This is a genomic window from uncultured Martelella sp. (assembly GCF_963677965.2).
In the GTDB taxonomy this organism is placed as follows: Bacteria; Pseudomonadota; Alphaproteobacteria; order Rhizobiales; family Rhizobiaceae; genus Martelella; species Martelella mangrovi.
Genome location: NZ_CAXXFM010000001.1, coordinates 1,465,903 through 1,482,620, shown reverse-complemented (window position 1 = coordinate 1,482,620; position 16,718 = coordinate 1,465,903). Strand labels below are relative to the sequence as shown.

Here is a 16,718-nt window from a genome sequence, read left to right as displayed (position 1 = left end):
AGTGTTAACCCGCGCGGCGGCGACCGGAAGTTACAGGCCGGCGTCAGAGCCGGTTGTAGGCGTCCATCGATGCTTTGAAGGCCTCATCGATGGCCGCTTCGGTCTCCTGCGAACCCGTCAGCACCTTGCCGAACATGATCTGGATCTGGTTGGAGATTTCCGGATAAACCGGAACGCCGGGTCTGGCATGGCCGGTTTCCAGCGCCTCTGCGAAAGCCTTGTTCGTAGGCGTGGAGAAGACGTCGTATTCTGAATAGAGGTCCGCGCGCGTCGGCAGCTGTTCCTGCAGTGCATTCGCCGGGCCCATGTAGACTTCGCGGGCAAGAGCTGCACACATTTCGACCTTTGCCGGATCGTCGCTGAAAGATGCAACAGTCCAGCCACCTGTTCCCGTCGCGCGCTGGTCGGCTGTTGGCCCTGGAAGGCGGGAAAACGTCCAGTTTTCAAATGTTTCGGGGTCAAGCGTATTGCGCAATTGCTGTAATTGCCAATTTCCGCCCACAAAGAGTGCAGTGGTGCCTGCGGCCGCGGCGGCGTTGAAGTCATCGTAATTGCCGATACTGGCGACCCGCTTCGGCGCGGCGCCGCTTTCCACCAGATCGCGATAGTAGTTGACCGCGTCGATGAATTTCTGACGGTTGTCGCCTTCGGCAAAACTGGGTTTGCCATTTTCGTCGACGAGTGTGCCACGCTGCGCCCAGAAATTCGCCAGCCAATCGAAGGTCGTCCCTTCATAACGAGCACCGTTGAAGAGAATGCCTTCCATTACCTCCTCCTGCGAATCAAGTGCCGCCTGCTTTGTTTCCTCCCAAGTCTGAGGCGCATCGGGAATGACTGACTTGTTGCGATAGAGGACGCGGAGATCCGTCGACCACCACCAGGCATAAATATCACCATCCTCGCCTGTTACTCCTTCACGCACAAACGGGAAAAGCTGGCTGATCTCTTCCGCACTGAAATAAGGCGAAAACGATTTGAGAACACCGGCTTCCTTGAACCTGGATAGCACGAAGGAATCCACCGCCGCGCAATCCGGCGCATTTCCGGACTGTGCCTGTTCAAGAATGCGGGCCTGTTCCTGGTTGATGTCGCCGGACATCATCTGCAGCTCCATCTTCCAGCCGGGATGATTGGCGATGAACTTTCGGTAGAGATCGGAATAGCCCGCCGCAAGCTCGGGGTCATTGTTGCGCGGCCCGTCTGTCGTCATGCGGAAAACCAGCGTGTTTTCTGCATCGGCGGGTCCAACGCTGTCGCCGGTAATAATGTCGCCGGCCGCCATGGCGGTGGTCGCGCCCATCAGCATGGTGGACGCAAGGATCAAGCTCTGAAGACGTTTCTTTTTCATGTGTTTTCCTCCCAAAAAACTGTTCTGACGATTTTCCGGTTGCCGGGTTGGCAAAATACTTAAAATACGTCATGAATTAGATTAAATCACCTTTGTTTTATGTCAAGCAACAATCTGGGAGGAAGCTATGGCGAAGGTAGATATAATTGATTTATATAAACAATTCGGCTCTCTGGAAGTTATTCACGGAGCTTCATTCGAAATTGATGATGGCGAATTCGTCATCCTGATTGGGCCGTCAGGTTGCGGAAAATCCACCATGTTGCGGATGATTGCGGGGCTGGAGGATACAACATCCGGCGAAATTCGCATCGATGGAAAAACCGTCAACGAGCTTGCGCCGCGCGACCGCGATATTGCGATGGTTTTCCAGGATTATGCGCTTTATCCGCATATGGATGTCGCCACCAATATGGGCTTTTCCCTCAAGCTGCAAGGACGTGACCGGCACTACATCGAAGAGTGCGTAAAAGCAGCGGCATCGATCCTCAATCTGGAGCATTTGCTTGATCGCAAGCCGGCGGCACTGTCAGGCGGGCAGCGTCAGCGCGTTGCCATGGGCCGCTCAATCGTGCGTGCACCCAAGGTCTTTCTGTTCGACGAGCCGCTCTCCAATCTGGACGCCAAGCTGCGCGTGCAGATGCGCTCGGAAATCCGCGAGCTGCAACAGCGGCTGAAAACCACGACGATTTATGTCACGCATGATCAGACCGAAGCCATGACAATGGCTGACAAGGTCGTTGTACTGAATGCGGGTCATATAGAGCAGATTGGCCACCCGCTGGAACTCTACCGCAATCCCGTCAATCTGTTTGTGGCAACCTTCATCGGTTCTCCGCAAATGAATATCATTACGGGACCGGCAGCGCAGGCTTATGAAGCACATACGATCGGCATCAGACCCGAACATCTCGGCGCCAGCCAAACAGGCGACGGCTGGAAGGGGCGGATCGTGTCGGCTGAATATCTGGGCAGCGACACCTTCATGACTGTCGAAACTGAAACCGCCGGACGGCTGAACCTGCGGACCGGTGGTGATGTTGATTTTGCCACAGGTACGGAGATCGTTGTCCAGGCAGCGCGCGAGAAAGTCCACCGCTTTGACGAAAATGGTCAAAAAATGGCTGACTGGCAACAGCCGCGGAGTCACGACACGTCCAAGGCCGAATGAATGACAGCGTTGGTTTGCAGGCCCGAACGGGCTTTCAAGGTTCCCGCAACGACGATGGTTGCAGTGACTTCGGTGGTTCGCTACGTGACTATGGACCCGCGCACGCGGTCAGACGGAAGTTTTTGTAGGGCGTGACCAAGCCTTGAATATTTCAATATTGTCCGCACAAATGAATCGGCAAGCAGATCCCGGATCTACTCTTCGATATGTATCCCGGGCTGTACTTTTTCGAGAAAATCAAATTGGAAGCGAGCGCAGTCCGGGTCTCAGAAATTCACGGTGCCGATCGGCACGATAGGTCTCTGAAATAGTTAAAGAGTGGACAGTGCCGCGCCGACTGACAGCCAAATGCCGCGCAAGCCACGGTGACGGGCGGTGCAGCATATCGAGACACCTCAACGCGTACAAGTGCGAGCCTATTGTCGGCCTATTCGGTGTCGGACGGCACCGTACCGCCGAGAGCGAGTGTCAGTGAGTTTTCTATGTGACGCTCCAGCGCTCGCTTTGCATTCTCGATATGTCCATCGCGCATCGGAACCAAAAATGCCAGATGCTCCCGGCCTATTCGTTCTGCGTTAAACGGCGTCACGCGAAGGCGGTATTGAACTGCCATCCGGATCTTAATCGAGTTCACCCGGTAGACATTCAGCGCCAGCTGATTCTGCATCGCTCCGATCAGTGCATTGTGCATCTCCCAGTCCAGCCGCTGAATTTCGTCGGCTTGGCGCTGGTCCTGTCCCGGCGCAACGTCCCGCGCGGTTTCGAACTCTCGGATCCAGTCTGCGATCAGGTCTTGAGGCAGATACTGCATTGCCGCTTCAACGGCAGCAAGCTCGAGAACTTTCCTCAACTCATAAGCCTCACGCACAAACTGAACGTCCATGCTCGGTACCATCAGTCCGCGTTTGGGGAGCGCCACCAGCAGGCCCTCGGTCTGAAAACGTGCAATCGCTTCGCGTACAGAGCCTAAAGTGGTCCCCGTCAAAGTTACCAGCTCACGCTGCGAAACGAGCTGTCCCGGCTTTAATTCGCCGGAGTTGAGGAGTGTCTCGATGCGGTCATATGCCTTGTCGCGCATCATTTGCTCGGGGCGTGCAGAGGCATGCTCGGTTTGGGCTGACTGACCGGCATTGTCTGTCATATGAACGTGTCCTGCTCTCGTGTAGCTGCGTGTAGCCGCATTATGCAGCTTAACATGTTAGATGGATGTCATTTGGCGTAACATCCGGTTTGGCGGGGTGAACTGCTACTTGTCAAGCGAGGGTTAACCGATTTGATGAAAAATCATCTGATTGCATGCTGACCGTTGACTAACATGTCAGATGGCCATATGCATTGAAAACCAACTCTATGGGCGGCGCTGATCGGAAGGTCGAGCGCAGGTTTCATCTCGTGCACGTAGCAGCCCAATGAGAGGGGCTGGGTGCGGTTGGTGTCGCGCAATGCGGCTAATGCGGGAAGAGGTTTGTCCGGCCGTGGGGGCGTTGAGAGTCAGGCCAATTGCCGCAGGTTCTGTTTTAAGGGAGGCTTTTTATGAACAGACTATTGATGACTGCTGCCGGTAGTGCGCTAGTGGCGATGCTCCAGATTCCTGCTGCGCATGCGGCGGACTACGACATGATCCTGTCGATGCAGGTGACTGATCCCGACAGTCCTATCTATCAGGCGTTCGAGTATATGGAAAAGGAAATCACCGAACGCAGTGACGGCCGTATCAACGCCAAGCTGTTTGGCGGCGGTGCCCTTGGTGGCGACCGTGAAGTTGCCGAGAGTATTGCCCTTGGAGATGTCCAGCTGACCACTATGAGCACTTCGCCATTGGTGCCGTTCGTGAAGCAGCTCGCCGTTTTCGATATCCCATATGTCTTCCCGGCAGACCCTGTAATGCAGCAGGAAGTGCTTCTGAATAGCGACTTCTCAGAGGGCCTGAAACAATATATGGAACCAAGCGGCTTCCGTCTTGCCGGGTTCTTTAATATCGGCTTTCGCCAGTTAACCACGTCAAGCGTTCCGGTTCGCAGCGTCGAAGATATTGAAGCAGCAAAGCTTCGAATTCGTGTGCAGGAAAACCCTTACCACATCGAGATGTGGAGCCTGCTTGGTGCCGCGCCAACGCCGATTGCATATACAGAGCTCTACGGTGCATTGCAGCAGGGTGTCGTCGACGGTCAGGAAAACCCTTACCTCAATATTCTGTCGGGCAAGTTCTACGAGGTTCAGGACTATCTGACCGAAACGAACCACATTCTTCTCGCAAACCTGATCCTCATGGACAATGCGTGGTATCAGACGCTTCCCGCCGATCTGCAGGAGGTCGTTGACGGTGTCCTTGACGACGCCATCGAGCACCAGTGGGCCGCACAGAATGACGCGCTGTCGAAACAGCGTGCCGAATTGGCCGAATATATGGAAATAATCGAGCTTACGCCTGAAGCGCTTGCCGAGTTCCAGGAGCGCACAGCTCCAATGATCGACCAGATCCGTGAGGATGTCGGCGATGATATCGTGGATGGCCTGCTCAATGCTATCGACCAGGCTCAGTCCAACAACTGATCCGTCATTAATGCCCTGGATGCGCGCTTCGAGCGCGCATCCTGCTGTTGATCGTTACCGATTAATTCAATGATCTTGAGGCCGAAAGTTCCAAGGGCCGTCTTCGCTCGGGCTTCTTTGGTCATCGCGTCTCGACGATCTGCCCGTATAGAGCAGACTTCGAACAAGGGAGGGAAAAAGTGATCAAGGAAATGTTCGATCTCAGCGGTAAGGTTGCTTTTATCAGCGGCTCCAGCCGCGGTATCGGATTTGCAATTGCAGAGGCCTTTGCAGATGCAGGCGCTACCGTTGTCATCAACGGACGAAAGCAGGAAAGCCTGCTCGAAGCCCAGTCCAGGCTCAGCGACAAGGGGTATTCCATTCATGTCATGCCCTTCGATGTGACCGACCCGCAATCGGTGTCGGCTGGAATCGCGAAGGTCGAAAATGAAATCGGTCCTGTCGACATTGCCGTCAACAATGCAGGCATTCAGCGCAGAGCTCCCTTCACCGAGATCTCTGAGGAGATCTGGCGTGATGTCATGGAAACGAACCTGAATGCCGTCTTCTTCGTCGGTCGCGAGGTCGCCGCCCGCATGGTGCCACGCAAAAGTGGGAAGATAATCAATATCTGCTCTCTGGCGAGTGAAGTCGGTCGTCCGAGCATAGTGCCATACACCACTGCGAAGGGTGCGGTACGCATGCTGACCAAGGGCATGTGCTGTGAGCTGGCAGGCCACAACATTCAGATCAATGGTATCGGTCCGGGGTATTTCCGCACTGAGCTTAATACCGATCTTTATGAGAACCGTGAGTTCAACGAATGGGTTTGCTCCCGAACGCCGGCTGGACGTTGGGGAGAGCTCGATGAACTGAAGGGCGTTGCCGTCTTTTTGGCGTCCGGCGCCTCGAGCTTCATGAATGGACAGGTGATCTATGTCGATGGTGGTTTGCTCAGCGGCATGTAGGCGTAGCAAGTCGCGACGGGAGATCGCAGAATGATTGTCAATTTTGGATCCTTGAACGCGGATTTGATTTATCGCGTCAGGGCTATCCCTGAGGCGGGGCAGACCATTTCCTCTCAGCACTTTTCTCTTCAGGCCGGCGGCAAGGGAGCCAACCAGGCGGTGGCTGCGGCATTGGACGGTGCGGTTGTTTTCATGGCGGGAGCAGTCGGGCGAGATCCGCTTGCCGAAGTCGCGCTACAGAACCTCAAAGCCTTCGGCATCGATATGGCCGGGATTGCTAGAGTGGATGAAAGGACCGGCAATGCCGCGATTATGGTGGACGCGCAGGGCGACAACCGGATCATCTTGTCAGCTGGCGCAAACGCCTTAGCCGATCAGGCGCTGATCTCTGACGAGATACTTAAGCGTGCCTCAGGCGTCGCGATGCAGCTTGAGACACCTATTCTGCAAGTTGAAGCCCTGCTGGAACGCTGTAGGCATCTCGGCGCCCGCAGCATCGTGAACCTGGCGCCGGCGGGTGAGATAGGGCGTGATGCTTTGCTTGCTGCCGATATCCTCGTGGTCAATGAAGATGAGGCTGAGAGCCTTGCCGCGATGCTTGGAGTTGATCCAACGGCCCGTGGGTTGTCCGGCGCGCTCGGAAGCGTCGTCATTCGTACGCTCGGCGGCGAAGGAGCAGAGTTTTGTGATGATGGTGAAACTCACTTTGTTCCGGCACGCCCCATTTCACCGGTGGATACGACAGCGGCCGGTGACTGCTTCATCGGCGTTTTTGCCGCAGCTCTCGATAGGGGCATGCCACTGAAGGCAGCCGTTGAGCGGGCAAGCCTTGCTGCATCCATCTGCTGCACGCGCGCGGGTAGCCAGACCAGCCTGCCAAAAGCGGCGGAGACTGACTTGATCCAAGGATTATCAATATCCCACCAGAATGTTTGGAAAGAACATGGCTGAAAGTAGAAAAATTCTCGTCAATACAGAACAGTTCAAAAACGGCGATCTGCTGTTTGCTCCACTCGAACAGGCCGGTTTTGAGGTCGAGGTCAACGAGACATTCAGACTGCCGAGCGAGAACGAGCTCATCGACAAGTTGCAGGATGGCGTTGTCGCGACGATTGCCGGCGGCGAGCCTTATACTGCGCGAGTGCTGAGCGCGGCGCCGTCACTTCGCATTATCGCCCGCTGGGGCGTCGGATACGATAAGGTAGATGTCGCAGCGGCGACTGGGGCCGGCATCCCTGTCGCCATGGCGTTCGGTGCCAATCATGAGAGTGTGGCGGAGTATGCCCACGCAATGGCGCTGACGCTCGCATGCCAGATTGTGCCACGTGACGAAATGGTCAAGTCCGGCAAATGGTTCTTTGATGGTTTTCACCCGGGCCTTTGGGGACGAGCAGCCGGTATTGTTGGGCTTGGTCGCATCGGCGGCGCAATGGCGCGGCGCTGTGTTGCTAGCCAGATGCTGACCCTCGTTTACGATCCGTTCGCTACTGATGAGCAAATTGCGGCTCTTGGCGCTGAACGGGCGGAAAGCCTGGAGACCCTGTTTTCGCAGGCCGACCTGATCTCGGTTCATGCCCCTTCTACGCCCGAGACCCGTCATATGGTGAATGCCAGACTGCTTGCCCTGGTCAAGCCGACCGCCATTTTGGTCAACACCTCGCGTGGACCGCTGATCGATGAGACGGCTCTCGTGAGTGCGCTGGAAGAAAAACGCCTCGGCGGTGTGGGGTTGGATGTTTTCGAAACGGAACCGCTGCCCGAGGGGTCGAAGCTTCGCTCATTCCCCAATGTAATTCTATCGCCGCACGTATCTGGCATGGACAAGATGGCAGAACGGTTGGTGACGGAGCGCTGCGTATCAAACATTCTCAATTATCTGGCCGGCGATCACGAGGCCATAAGGCCCTACGTGGTCAACCCCGGCATATTGAAAGGCGAAAGCAATGCATAAGCGGATCGAAGGTATTATTCCTGTCATGATTACCCCGTTCGGCGGGGACGGGAAGATCGATTACGCCGGACTGTCACGCTTGATCGAGTGGTATATCGCCAACGGATGTGATGCGCTGTTTGCCGTCTGCCAGTCGAGCGAGATGCTTTTCCTCAATCTCGAAGAGAGAGTTGAGCTGGCGAAGTTTGTAGTCAGCACCGTCGATGGTCGCTTGCCCGTGGTCGCTTCCGGCCATGTCAGTGACACGCTCGACGAGCAGGCGCATGAACTCAGCGCAATCGCCGAGACCGGGGTCGATGGTATTGTTCTCGTCACCAACCGTCTCGATGCTGCTCGGAAAGGTGGATCGGCCTTCCTTGATGACCTCGGTTGGTTGCTGGAGAGGTTGCCGGAAACGCTGCCGCTTGGACTCTATGAATGCCCGGCACCCTACAGGCGACTGCTGAGCGACGACGAGTTGATGTTTTGCGCACGATCGGGCCGCTTCTCGATCCTCAAAGATGTGTCTTGCGATCTCGAAACGGTTCAGCGGCGGGTCAAGCTCACAGAGAAGACGTCTCTTGCCGTTGTAAATGCAAATGCTGCTATCGCGCATGCGGCCATGCTTTCCGGCTCAAAAGGCTTTACGGGCGTATTCACCAACATTCATCCCGATCTCTACAAGTGGCTTCTCACCGAAGGCGAGAAATATCCGGATCTCGCGAACGAACTTGCGGTATTTCTGGCTCTTGCCGCAATGGCCGAACCGATGGGCTACCCGAAGCTTGCAAAACTTTATCACAAGCGTCTTGGCACGTTTGAGGGAATCGACAGCCGAGCGGTCGACTTTGACATCACGGAACGGTTCTGGGCGGTCGAAGCGCTTCTCGCCCATATTGAGACTGGAACGCGTCAGTTTCGTGAAAAGATCGCTCGACTGAGCTGAAGTAAGAATGTGGCGGGCACGGACAGGTTGACTGTGCCCGTTGGTATTCATGGATACATCGGGAGGAATGCATGAAGGCCCTGCGTTATCTTGAACGGTATTTCGAGCGCATCCTGCTGACCATTGCGCTTCTGGTCATGGCAACGGTTCTGTTTGCCCAGGTTATCATGAGGTATTTCCTGCGCTCGCCCTTCGTCTGGTCGGAGGAACTGGCGCGTTATGTGCTTGTCTGGGCGGCCATCATCGGCGTTAGTCTGGCTGTGCGTGAAAGAAAGCACATCAGCGTTGATTTTTTGCCGCTTATTTTTGGCGAGAGAAGCTATCGTATTTTCGCTGTCATCGCGCATATCGGTGTTCTGGCATTCAGCTTCATAATGATCTCGGCAAGCATTCCACTGATTGAACGTCTGCAGGCGATCGGGCAGACCTCTCCGGCACTCGGCATCCCCATGTGGATGGTCTATGCGGCTATTCCTGTGGGTTTCAGTCTGACGCTTTTGCGCACAATCCAGGCTCTGGTGATGGACTTCGTCTCTCCCCGTATTGAACTGAACGAACAGGGAGACATATGATGTATCCAGCGCTTTCTATCATCTCATTTTTCGTTCTTCTTCTTCTTACGGTTCCGGTTGCAATCGCCTTGGGCTTTGGCGCGATCATTCCCGGCTGGTTTGGTGCACCTGTGAACACGGGGCAAACCGTTCGAACGATCGTAACCGCGATTGACTCGTTTCCTTTTCTTGCGGTTCCGCTTTTCATGATGGCGGGCGACCTGATGACCAAGGGCGGCCTGGCGAGTCGCCTGTTCAGCTTTGCTGATGCTATCCTTGGTCGTTTGAACGGCGGTCTGGCGATCGCGACAGTGCTGGCCTGCATGCTGTTCGGTGCGATCTCCGGTTCATCGCCAGCGACGGTCGCCGCAATCGGGGCCATGGCGATCCCGCTTCTCACAAAACAAGGCTATGATCTTCGCTTTGCGACCGTACTGGTAACGACAGCGGGTACCCTTGGCGTTATCGTTCCGCCGAGCATTCCCATGATCATTTATGGCATGTCCGCCAATGTGTCGGTGAGCGCTCTCTTTATCGGCGGCGTTTTCCCCGCATTGCTAATCGGCCTGCTACTGATGGCATATGCATTCTGGTACGGGACCCGGAACAAGGAAACTATCCAGACCGCTGCGGGCAAGGTCTCAAAGCTGCAGGCAGTGCGGGAAAGCTTCTGGGCACTGCTGGCACCGGTAATTGTGCTTGGAGGAATCTATTCGGGTGTTTTTACGCCCACCGAAGCCGCTGCAATCGCCGTTGCGTACAGCGCATTCGTGTCGATGGTCATTTTCCGGGAGCTGACGCCCTACGGTGTGGTCAAGACAGTTGCCGGAACAGCCCTGACGATTGCGCCGATCCTCATCCTCGCTGGAACCGGCGCGGCCATAGGGCGCACGCTCAATCTGCTCGGGGTTCCCTCCATGATCGGCGAACTGATTGGAGGCAACGTCTCTGATAAGCTTGTTCTGCTGTTGCTGATCAATGTAATGCTGTTGATTGTCGGTATGGTCATGGAAACCATTGCGGCGATCATTGTCCTCACTCCAATACTACTACCTTTGATCACGCAGTATCAGGTCGATCCGGTTCATTTCGGACTGATCATGACTGTGAACCTTGCCATCGGTTTCATCACCCCACCTGTCGGTTCCAATCTCTACATCGCTAGCGGATTGACCGGGCTTAGCGTTGTGAAGATTGTTCAGGGACTGATGGTGCCCTTGTCTCTGCTTCTTCTTGGCCTGATGGTAATCACCTATTGGCCGCAACTTACGTTGTGGCTGCCTTCGGTCGTCGGAGGTTGACCTCCAGAAGAGTTGAAATTTCTACAAGACGAATCCCAGCTGAACTGCATCCCGTGACGCCGAACAGAGTGCGGGCTACGACGCTGATCGGCAGGATAAGTCTCTGAAAACTCACATCTAGCAGGCCATAGGCCGCACCAAGGTCGCCCTTTCGTCCCGGAGAGACTTCATCGTGGCCGAACACATAGTCGAGACGAAAAGTCTTCGGATATCGTGCCTTTAGAGCCCTTCAGGGTTTGCCCAAACCGGCCCCCCACTTTGTCGAAGCCCTTCGCCATAGCTATGGCTATGCCGCGCGGGCTTCTTCGCTTGGAATGACCGGTTTGGGCAAACAGAACTGTTTCCATATAAAACTGAAGGGCTCTAGCCAGAGCAGGACTTGCACCAGAGATACCTGCTGGGCTCTCGGGACGCGCGCAGATCATCAGTCAAACGTTTTATTTACTTAAGGTCGAACAGGCGTAGAATGCCGACCCTCCGAGGTGTGCTCAACTGGGGGCTGTGCAGATTTTCTGCCAGCCTGAGGCGTGTTGACGCTTTATCGGTCTCGGAGAAACCGAACTGCGCCCCGGCGACCGGCCGATCAGGCGGGTGTGGGCGACAGGCGTTCTTGGGAGGGAACGACGCATGTTTGACAAGCTGAAGAAGGAACATATCGTCGCAAGAGACGGTTTCAACCGCTGGAAGGTTCCGCCGGCATCCATCGCCATCCACCTGTGCATAGGCTCCGTCTATGCCTGGAGTATCTTCAACCCGCCGCTGGTCAAGCAGTTCGGCGTGGTTGCGCCGGCGCCGGGCGACTGGAGCCTGTCCTCCGTCGTCTGGATTTTCTCCGTGGCGATCGTGTTTCTCGGGCTGTCGGCCGCCTTTGCGGGCAAATGGCTGGAGGAAGTCGGCCCGCGCATGGTCGGCGTTGTCGCCGCGTTCTGCTGGGGCGGCGGGCTGATCATCGGCGGGCTCGGCATCATGACCCACCAGCTCTGGCTGCTTTATCTCGGCTACGGTGCCATTGGCGGCTGTGGGCTCGGGCTTGGCTATGTCTCGCCGGTCTCGACGTTGATCCGGTGGTTTCCCGACCGGCGCGGCATGGCGACCGGCCTTGCGATCATGGGTTTTGGCGGCGGCGCGATGATCGCCACGCCGATCCAGGAATTCCTTCTCGGGCTCTATTACAAGGCGCCGCAGTTTCTCGGGCCGCAGGATGCCGTCAACATCGTCATCGAGGGCGGCAAGCGCATGGCCGAGGTCAATGGCCAGCTTGTCGAAGTGGTGGTGGCCACCGTCCGGCAGGCGGCCGAAGCGCCCATCGCCATTGATCCCGGCGTCTACGTCGTGGGCACCGGCAATACTGGCGCGGAAGGGACGTTCTTCACGCTCGGCATCGTCTATTTCGTCGTCATCATGATTGCGGCCTTCTCCTACCGGGTGCCGCAGGAGGGCTGGAAGCCGGAGGGCTGGACGCCGCCGACGGCGGATGCCGCCTCGCGCAAGATGATCACCCAGAACCATGTTCACATCGATCAGGCGCTCAAGACGCCGCAATTCTATCTGTTGTGGATCATTCTCTGCTTCAACGTGACCGCCGGCATCGGCGTGATCGGCGTGGCCAAGACGATGATGACGGAGATTTTCGGCACGACGCTGCCGCTGATCGTCAATTCCGCCTTTGCGGCGACCTATGTGTTCATGATTTCGGTGTTCAACATGCTCGGCCGGTTCTTCTGGGCCTCGATGTCGGACTATATCGGACGCAAGAACACCTATTACTGCTTCTTCGTCCTCGGCACGATCCTCTACCTGTCGATCCCGTTCGCCGCGCATCAGGTCAGCATCAACCCGGCAGTGTTGTGGCTGGTGATGTTCTATGCCGCGACGATGATCATCTTCACCATGTATGGCGGCGGTTTTGCCACCATCCCGGCCTATCTGGCGGATATCTTCGGCACCAAATTCGTCGGCGGCATCCACGGACGGCTGCTGACGGCGTGGAGCACGGCGGGCGTTCTCGGTCCGCTGGCAATCACCGGCCTGCGCAACATGTCGCTGAACAGCGCGCTCCACGATCTGGCGTCGAAGGTCGATCCGGCGGCGTTTGCCGAGAAATTCGGCGCCGGCATCGATCAACTCGACCAGCTGATCGCCGCCAAGACGGTCACCATCGCGCAACTGATGGAAATCGCGCCGGCGGGCACCGTCGATCCGACGCCGAGCCTCTACAACACGACCATGTATGCCATGGCCGCGTTGCTGGTCATCGCGCTGATCGCCAATGTGCTGGTCAAGCCGGTGCATGAGAAGCACCATATGTGAGCCGGTTCCCGGTCCGGCCCCGGCGGCGGCAGAGCGTTGCCGCCGGGGTTTCAGCGGGTTCCGCCGGAGCGGTTCAGCCGCCGGTCAGGTCCACATGACAGATATACTTGCCGTAGACCCAGCCCATCGGGCCGCTCGGGTTGTCGGCTTCCGACAGCGAACGCATGACCATGACCTCGCGCCAGCCGCGCGTGTCGTAAGGTTCGAGGGTCAGGACGAAGGTGCCGGGACCGAGGCGGGCAATCTCGTTGCACTTGGAGGAGCCGCAACTGCGCAACGACAGATAATTGTCGCCCTGCGGGTCGAGATGGCAGACGGCGTAAACCTCGCCCGAATAGGCATCGACATGCGCCGGCAGGGCGATGATGGCCAGACCGGCAACAGCCGGAGCCAGCCATTTGAACAATTTGACAGACATTTCAACCTCCCTTGTTCGCGATAGTGTAACCGCGGGCTGCATTCCGCCATTGATTGCAATCAAGTCTTGAAGAAAGCCTTGAGGGGGGATGACCGGACCCTGTTTTGACGCGGCGCCGAAGGCAAAACCGGTCTCCACTTCACCTGGAATTGCTCTAGAATGAGCGCGAGAAACGGCCGTCCCGGATGGAATAAGCATGATCGAAAAACTGGAAATGTTCATAACCCTGGCGCGTGAGCAGCATTTCGGGCACGCGGCGGAAGCCTGCGGGGTTTCGCAGCCGGCGCTTTCGGCATCGATCAAGCAGCTTGAGGAGCAGCTGGGCGTTCTTCTGGTGCTGCGCGGCTCGCGCTATCAGGGGCTGACGGCCGAAGGCCAGCGGGTGCTGGAATGGGCGCGGCGGCTGGTTGCCGACGCCCGCACCATGCAGCAGGAGCTGAAGACCATTCGCGATGGCTTGAGCGGTCATCTGAAGGTGGCGAGCATACCCACCGCGCTATCCTATGTTCCCGCACTCACGGCGCCGTTTGTGGCGAGCAATCCCGGCGTCACCGTCTCCGTGCTGTCGCGCTCATCCGCCGAAATTCTCTCGCTTCTGGAAAATCTCGAGATTGACGTCGGCATCACCTATCTCGAAAACGAACCGGTGGGAAAGGTCACGCAGATCCCGCTCTACCGGGAGACCTATTGTCTGGTGACGCATGTTGATACCCATCTCGGCGACGCCAGGCGGATCACATGGAACGATGTCAGCCGCCTGCCGCTCTGTCTTTTGACGAAGGACATGCAGAACCGGCGCATTCTCGACGGTATTCTCACGCAGGTCTCCGCCGATGTCGCGCCGACGCTTGAATCGGATTCCATCGTCACCCTGTTTGCCCATGTGCAGACCGGGCTGTGGTCGACCGTCATGCCGGAGAGCCTGGCAACGACGCTTGCAAACGAGACCCTGAAAACCATACCGATCATCGATCCCGTGGCCGGTTCGCAGATCGGTCTCGTCGCCACGCACCGCGAGCCCTACGCGCCGTTGATCTCGGCCTTTTTGCGGCAGGTGCGTCATCTGGCGCAAGTATAAAACATGATTATTAAAGTCATCTATAAGTAAATGCCATTGACTGACGGAACTGCGGCATTGATCAACCACCGGTCGATATGACATTTTTCAAGTCTGGTTCTGTGGAGGAGCGACTTGATGAACGTGAATGTGCAAAGGGAGGCGGTTTCCGCACGCACAGCCGCAATTATCGAAGATCATCTGCAGCGCGAAGCGCCGCTGCTGCCGATCCTGCACGATATACAGGTGGAATTCGGCTATGTGCCGGAAACCGCGTTGCGGCTTGTCGCTGAAAAGCTGAACCTCAGCCGCGCCGAAGTGCATGGCGTGATGAGCTTTTACCACGATTTTCGCCGCGAACCCGCCGGTCACCATGTCCTGAAGATCTGTCGCGCCGAGGCCTGCCAGTCCATGGGCGGGGAGGCGCTGGCCGATGGTCTGCGCGCCGCCCTTGGCCTCGACTGGCACGAGACAACGGCGGACGGCAGGCTGACGCTCGAACCCGTCTACTGTCTGGGCCTGTGTTCCTGCGCGCCGGCGGCAATGCTGGATGATGCGATCTATGGCCGGCTTGATGAGGCGACGCTGAAGGATGTCGTTGCGGAGGCCGGACAATGAAACCTGTCATTTTCATTCCTTGCGATGCCGCAGCCGTCGCCGTTGGCGCCGACAGGGTGGCATCGGCGATTGCCGAAATGCTCGCTGCGCGTGGGCTGGATGCCGAGATCGTGCGCAATGGCTCGCGCGGCCTGCACTGGCTGGAGCCGATGGTTGAAGTGCGCACCGACCATGGCCGCATTGCCTATGGCCCGGTCAAACCATCCGATGTCGAAAGCCTGTTCGATGCGGGCTTTCTGGAAGGCGCGGAGCATCCGCTTTTCCTTGGCAAGACGCGTGACCTGCCGTTCCTGAAGAAGCAGACGCGCCTGACCTTTGCCCGTTGCGGCGTGACGGACCCGTTATCCGTCGCTGACTACCGCCATTACAAGGGGCTGCGCGGTCTGGAAAACGCAGTCGCCATGGAAAGCGCGGATATCGTCCAGACCGTCACCGACAGCGGCCTTCGCGGTCGCGGTGGTGCGGGTTTTCCCACCGGCATCAAATGGGACACGGTGCGCAAGGCGGCAGGCGCACAGAAATATGTCGTCTGCAATGCCGATGAAGGCGACAGCGGCACCTTTGCCGACCGGATGATCATGGAAGGCGATCCCTTCGTTCTGATCGAGGGCATGGCGATTGCGGGCCTCGCAACGGGCGCGACCAAAGGCTATATCTACACCCGCTCGGAATATCCGCATGCGATTGCAACCATGCGCAAGGCGATTGAAGTCGCGCGCCGCGAGGGCATTCTGGGGCCGTCGGTGCTGGGCTCCGGGCATGCTTTCGATATGGAAATGCGCGTCGGCGCCGGGGCCTATGTGTGTGGCGAGGAAACCTCCATGCTTAACAGCCTCGAGGGCAAGCGCGGCGTTGTGCGCGCCAAGCCGCCGGTTCCCGCGCTTCAGGGCCTATTTGGCTGTCCGACCGTGGTCAACAATGTGCTGTCGCTGGCCTCCATCCCGCTGATCCTCGATCGCGGCGCGGATTATTATCGTGATTTCGGCATCGGCAAATCGCGCGGCACCATGCCGATACAGCTTGCCGGCAACATCAAGCATGGCGGGCTGTTCGAAACCGCCTTCGGGATCACGCTCAATGAACTGATCTACGATATTGGCGGCGGCACGGCGAGCGGCCGGCCGGTGAAGGCCGTGCAGGTGGGCGGCCCGCTCGGCGCCTATTTTCCGACGAGCCACTTCGATATCCCCTTCGATTATGAAGCCTTCACCGCCAATAACGGGCTGATCGGCCATGCCGGCATCGTCGTCTTCGACGATACGGCCGACATGATGAAACAGGCGCGCTTCGCCTTTGAATTCTGCGCGCTGGAAAGCTGCGGCAAGTGCACGCCCTGTCGCATCGGCGCGGTGCGCGGCGCTGAGGTGATCGACAAGATCGCCGCCGGTGCCGGGGTTGCTGAGCAAAAGGCGCTTCTGGACGACCTGTGCAACACGATGCGGCTTGGTTCGCTCTGCGCGCTGGGCGGTTTCACGCCTTATCCGGTTTCAAGCGCGCTCAGCCATTTCCCTGAGGATTTCGGGCCGCGACCTCAGTCACAGACCCAACCGGCAGAAGCAGCGGAGTAG

At 57.4% G+C, this 16,718-nt stretch carries 16 protein-coding genes; 12 read left to right on the top strand and 4 right to left on the bottom strand.

Annotation, left to right across the window (positions count from 1 at the left end):
- Nucleotides 1-43: 43 nt before the first annotated feature.
- Nucleotides 44-1,348, bottom strand: coding sequence for an extracellular solute-binding protein (locus tag ACHZCU_RS07015; protein WP_319518204.1), 1,305 nt, complete (start codon nucleotides 1,346-1,348; stop codon nucleotides 44-46).
- A 127-nt stretch (nucleotides 1,349-1,475) separates the two neighbouring features.
- Between ACHZCU_RS07015 and ACHZCU_RS07010 the strand changes: the two genes are divergently transcribed.
- Nucleotides 1,476-2,519 carry a sn-glycerol-3-phosphate ABC transporter ATP-binding protein UgpC gene (locus tag ACHZCU_RS07010; RefSeq protein ID WP_319518203.1) on the top strand — a complete coding sequence of 348 codons (1,044 nt, stop codon included), beginning with the start codon at nucleotides 1,476-1,478 and terminating at the stop codon, nucleotides 2,517-2,519.
- Between the two features lie 427 nt (nucleotides 2,520-2,946).
- On the opposite strand, the gene ACHZCU_RS07005 is transcribed toward ACHZCU_RS07010, so the two are convergent.
- Entirely contained in the window at nucleotides 2,947-3,660 is a 714-nt protein-coding gene (locus ACHZCU_RS07005) for a GntR family transcriptional regulator (RefSeq protein WP_319518202.1), read from the bottom strand.
- 392 nt (nucleotides 3,661-4,052) lie between these two features.
- Here ACHZCU_RS07005 and ACHZCU_RS07000 point away from each other — a divergent pair, with 392 nt between their 5' ends.
- Nucleotides 4,053-5,072, top strand: coding sequence for a TRAP transporter substrate-binding protein (locus tag ACHZCU_RS07000; RefSeq protein ID WP_319518201.1), 1,020 nt, complete (start codon nucleotides 4,053-4,055; stop codon nucleotides 5,070-5,072).
- On the opposite strand, the gene ACHZCU_RS06995 is transcribed toward ACHZCU_RS07000, so the two are convergent.
- Nucleotides 5,057-5,197, bottom strand: a complete 141-nt coding sequence (locus ACHZCU_RS06995) for a hypothetical protein (protein ID WP_319518200.1) — start codon at nucleotides 5,195-5,197, stop codon at nucleotides 5,057-5,059. The genes ACHZCU_RS07000 and ACHZCU_RS06995 overlap by 16 nt on opposite strands.
- Nucleotides 5,198-5,251: 54 nt before the next feature.
- On the opposite strand from ACHZCU_RS06995, the gene ACHZCU_RS06990 reads away from it, so the two are divergent.
- The 7 genes from ACHZCU_RS06990 to ACHZCU_RS06960 all read left to right on the top strand — a co-directional run bounded on the left by ACHZCU_RS06990 (nucleotide 5,252) and on the right by ACHZCU_RS06960 (nucleotide 13,057).
- Entirely contained in the window at nucleotides 5,252-6,019 is a 768-nt protein-coding gene (locus ACHZCU_RS06990; RefSeq protein ID WP_319518199.1) for an SDR family oxidoreductase, read from the top strand.
- 30 nt (nucleotides 6,020-6,049) lie between these two features.
- Nucleotides 6,050-6,970: a ribokinase gene (locus ACHZCU_RS06985; protein ID WP_319518198.1), complete on the top strand. Its 921-nt coding sequence runs from the start codon at nucleotides 6,050-6,052 to the stop codon at nucleotides 6,968-6,970.
- Nucleotides 6,963-7,970: a phosphoglycerate dehydrogenase gene (locus ACHZCU_RS06980; protein WP_319518197.1), complete on the top strand. Its 1,008-nt coding sequence runs from the start codon at nucleotides 6,963-6,965 to the stop codon at nucleotides 7,968-7,970. Before ACHZCU_RS06985 ends, ACHZCU_RS06980 begins: the two co-directional genes overlap by 8 nt.
- The gene (locus tag ACHZCU_RS06975) at nucleotides 7,963-8,895 is read left to right on the top strand and encodes a dihydrodipicolinate synthase family protein (protein WP_319518196.1); all 933 of its coding nucleotides are present in this window, start codon (nucleotides 7,963-7,965) and stop codon (nucleotides 8,893-8,895) included. Before ACHZCU_RS06980 ends, ACHZCU_RS06975 begins: the two co-directional genes overlap by 8 nt.
- A gap of 71 nt (nucleotides 8,896-8,966) precedes the next feature.
- Nucleotides 8,967-9,467, top strand: coding sequence for a TRAP transporter small permease (locus ACHZCU_RS06970; RefSeq protein WP_319518195.1), 501 nt, complete (start codon nucleotides 8,967-8,969; stop codon nucleotides 9,465-9,467).
- Entirely contained in the window at nucleotides 9,467-10,747 is a 1,281-nt protein-coding gene (locus ACHZCU_RS06965) for a TRAP transporter large permease (protein WP_319518194.1), read from the top strand. The genes ACHZCU_RS06970 and ACHZCU_RS06965 overlap by 1 nt, the downstream gene beginning before the upstream one ends.
- A gap of 627 nt (nucleotides 10,748-11,374) precedes the next feature.
- Nucleotides 11,375-13,057 (top strand): OFA family MFS transporter, encoded by a 1,683-nt coding sequence (locus ACHZCU_RS06960; RefSeq protein ID WP_319518193.1) that lies wholly within the window; start codon nucleotides 11,375-11,377, stop codon nucleotides 13,055-13,057.
- A gap of 73 nt (nucleotides 13,058-13,130) precedes the next feature.
- On the opposite strand, the gene ACHZCU_RS06955 is transcribed toward ACHZCU_RS06960, so the two are convergent.
- Nucleotides 13,131-13,475, bottom strand: a complete 345-nt coding sequence (locus ACHZCU_RS06955) for a hypothetical protein (RefSeq protein WP_319518192.1) — start codon at nucleotides 13,473-13,475, stop codon at nucleotides 13,131-13,133.
- 196 nt (nucleotides 13,476-13,671) lie between these two features.
- Between ACHZCU_RS06955 and ACHZCU_RS06950 the strand changes: the two genes are divergently transcribed.
- The 3 genes from ACHZCU_RS06950 (at nucleotide 13,672) to ACHZCU_RS06940 (ending at nucleotide 16,718) form a co-directional block, all read left to right on the top strand.
- On the top strand, nucleotides 13,672-14,553 hold the full coding sequence (locus ACHZCU_RS06950) for a LysR family transcriptional regulator (RefSeq protein ID WP_319518191.1): 882 nt from the start codon (nucleotides 13,672-13,674) through the stop codon (nucleotides 14,551-14,553).
- A 117-nt stretch (nucleotides 14,554-14,670) separates the two neighbouring features.
- Entirely contained in the window at nucleotides 14,671-15,150 is a 480-nt protein-coding gene (locus tag ACHZCU_RS06945) for a formate dehydrogenase subunit gamma (protein ID WP_319518190.1), read from the top strand.
- A complete protein-coding gene (locus ACHZCU_RS06940) occupies nucleotides 15,147-16,718 on the top strand; it encodes an NADH-quinone oxidoreductase subunit NuoF (protein ID WP_319518189.1) in 1,572 nt (523 codons plus the stop codon). The genes ACHZCU_RS06945 and ACHZCU_RS06940 overlap by 4 nt, the downstream gene beginning before the upstream one ends.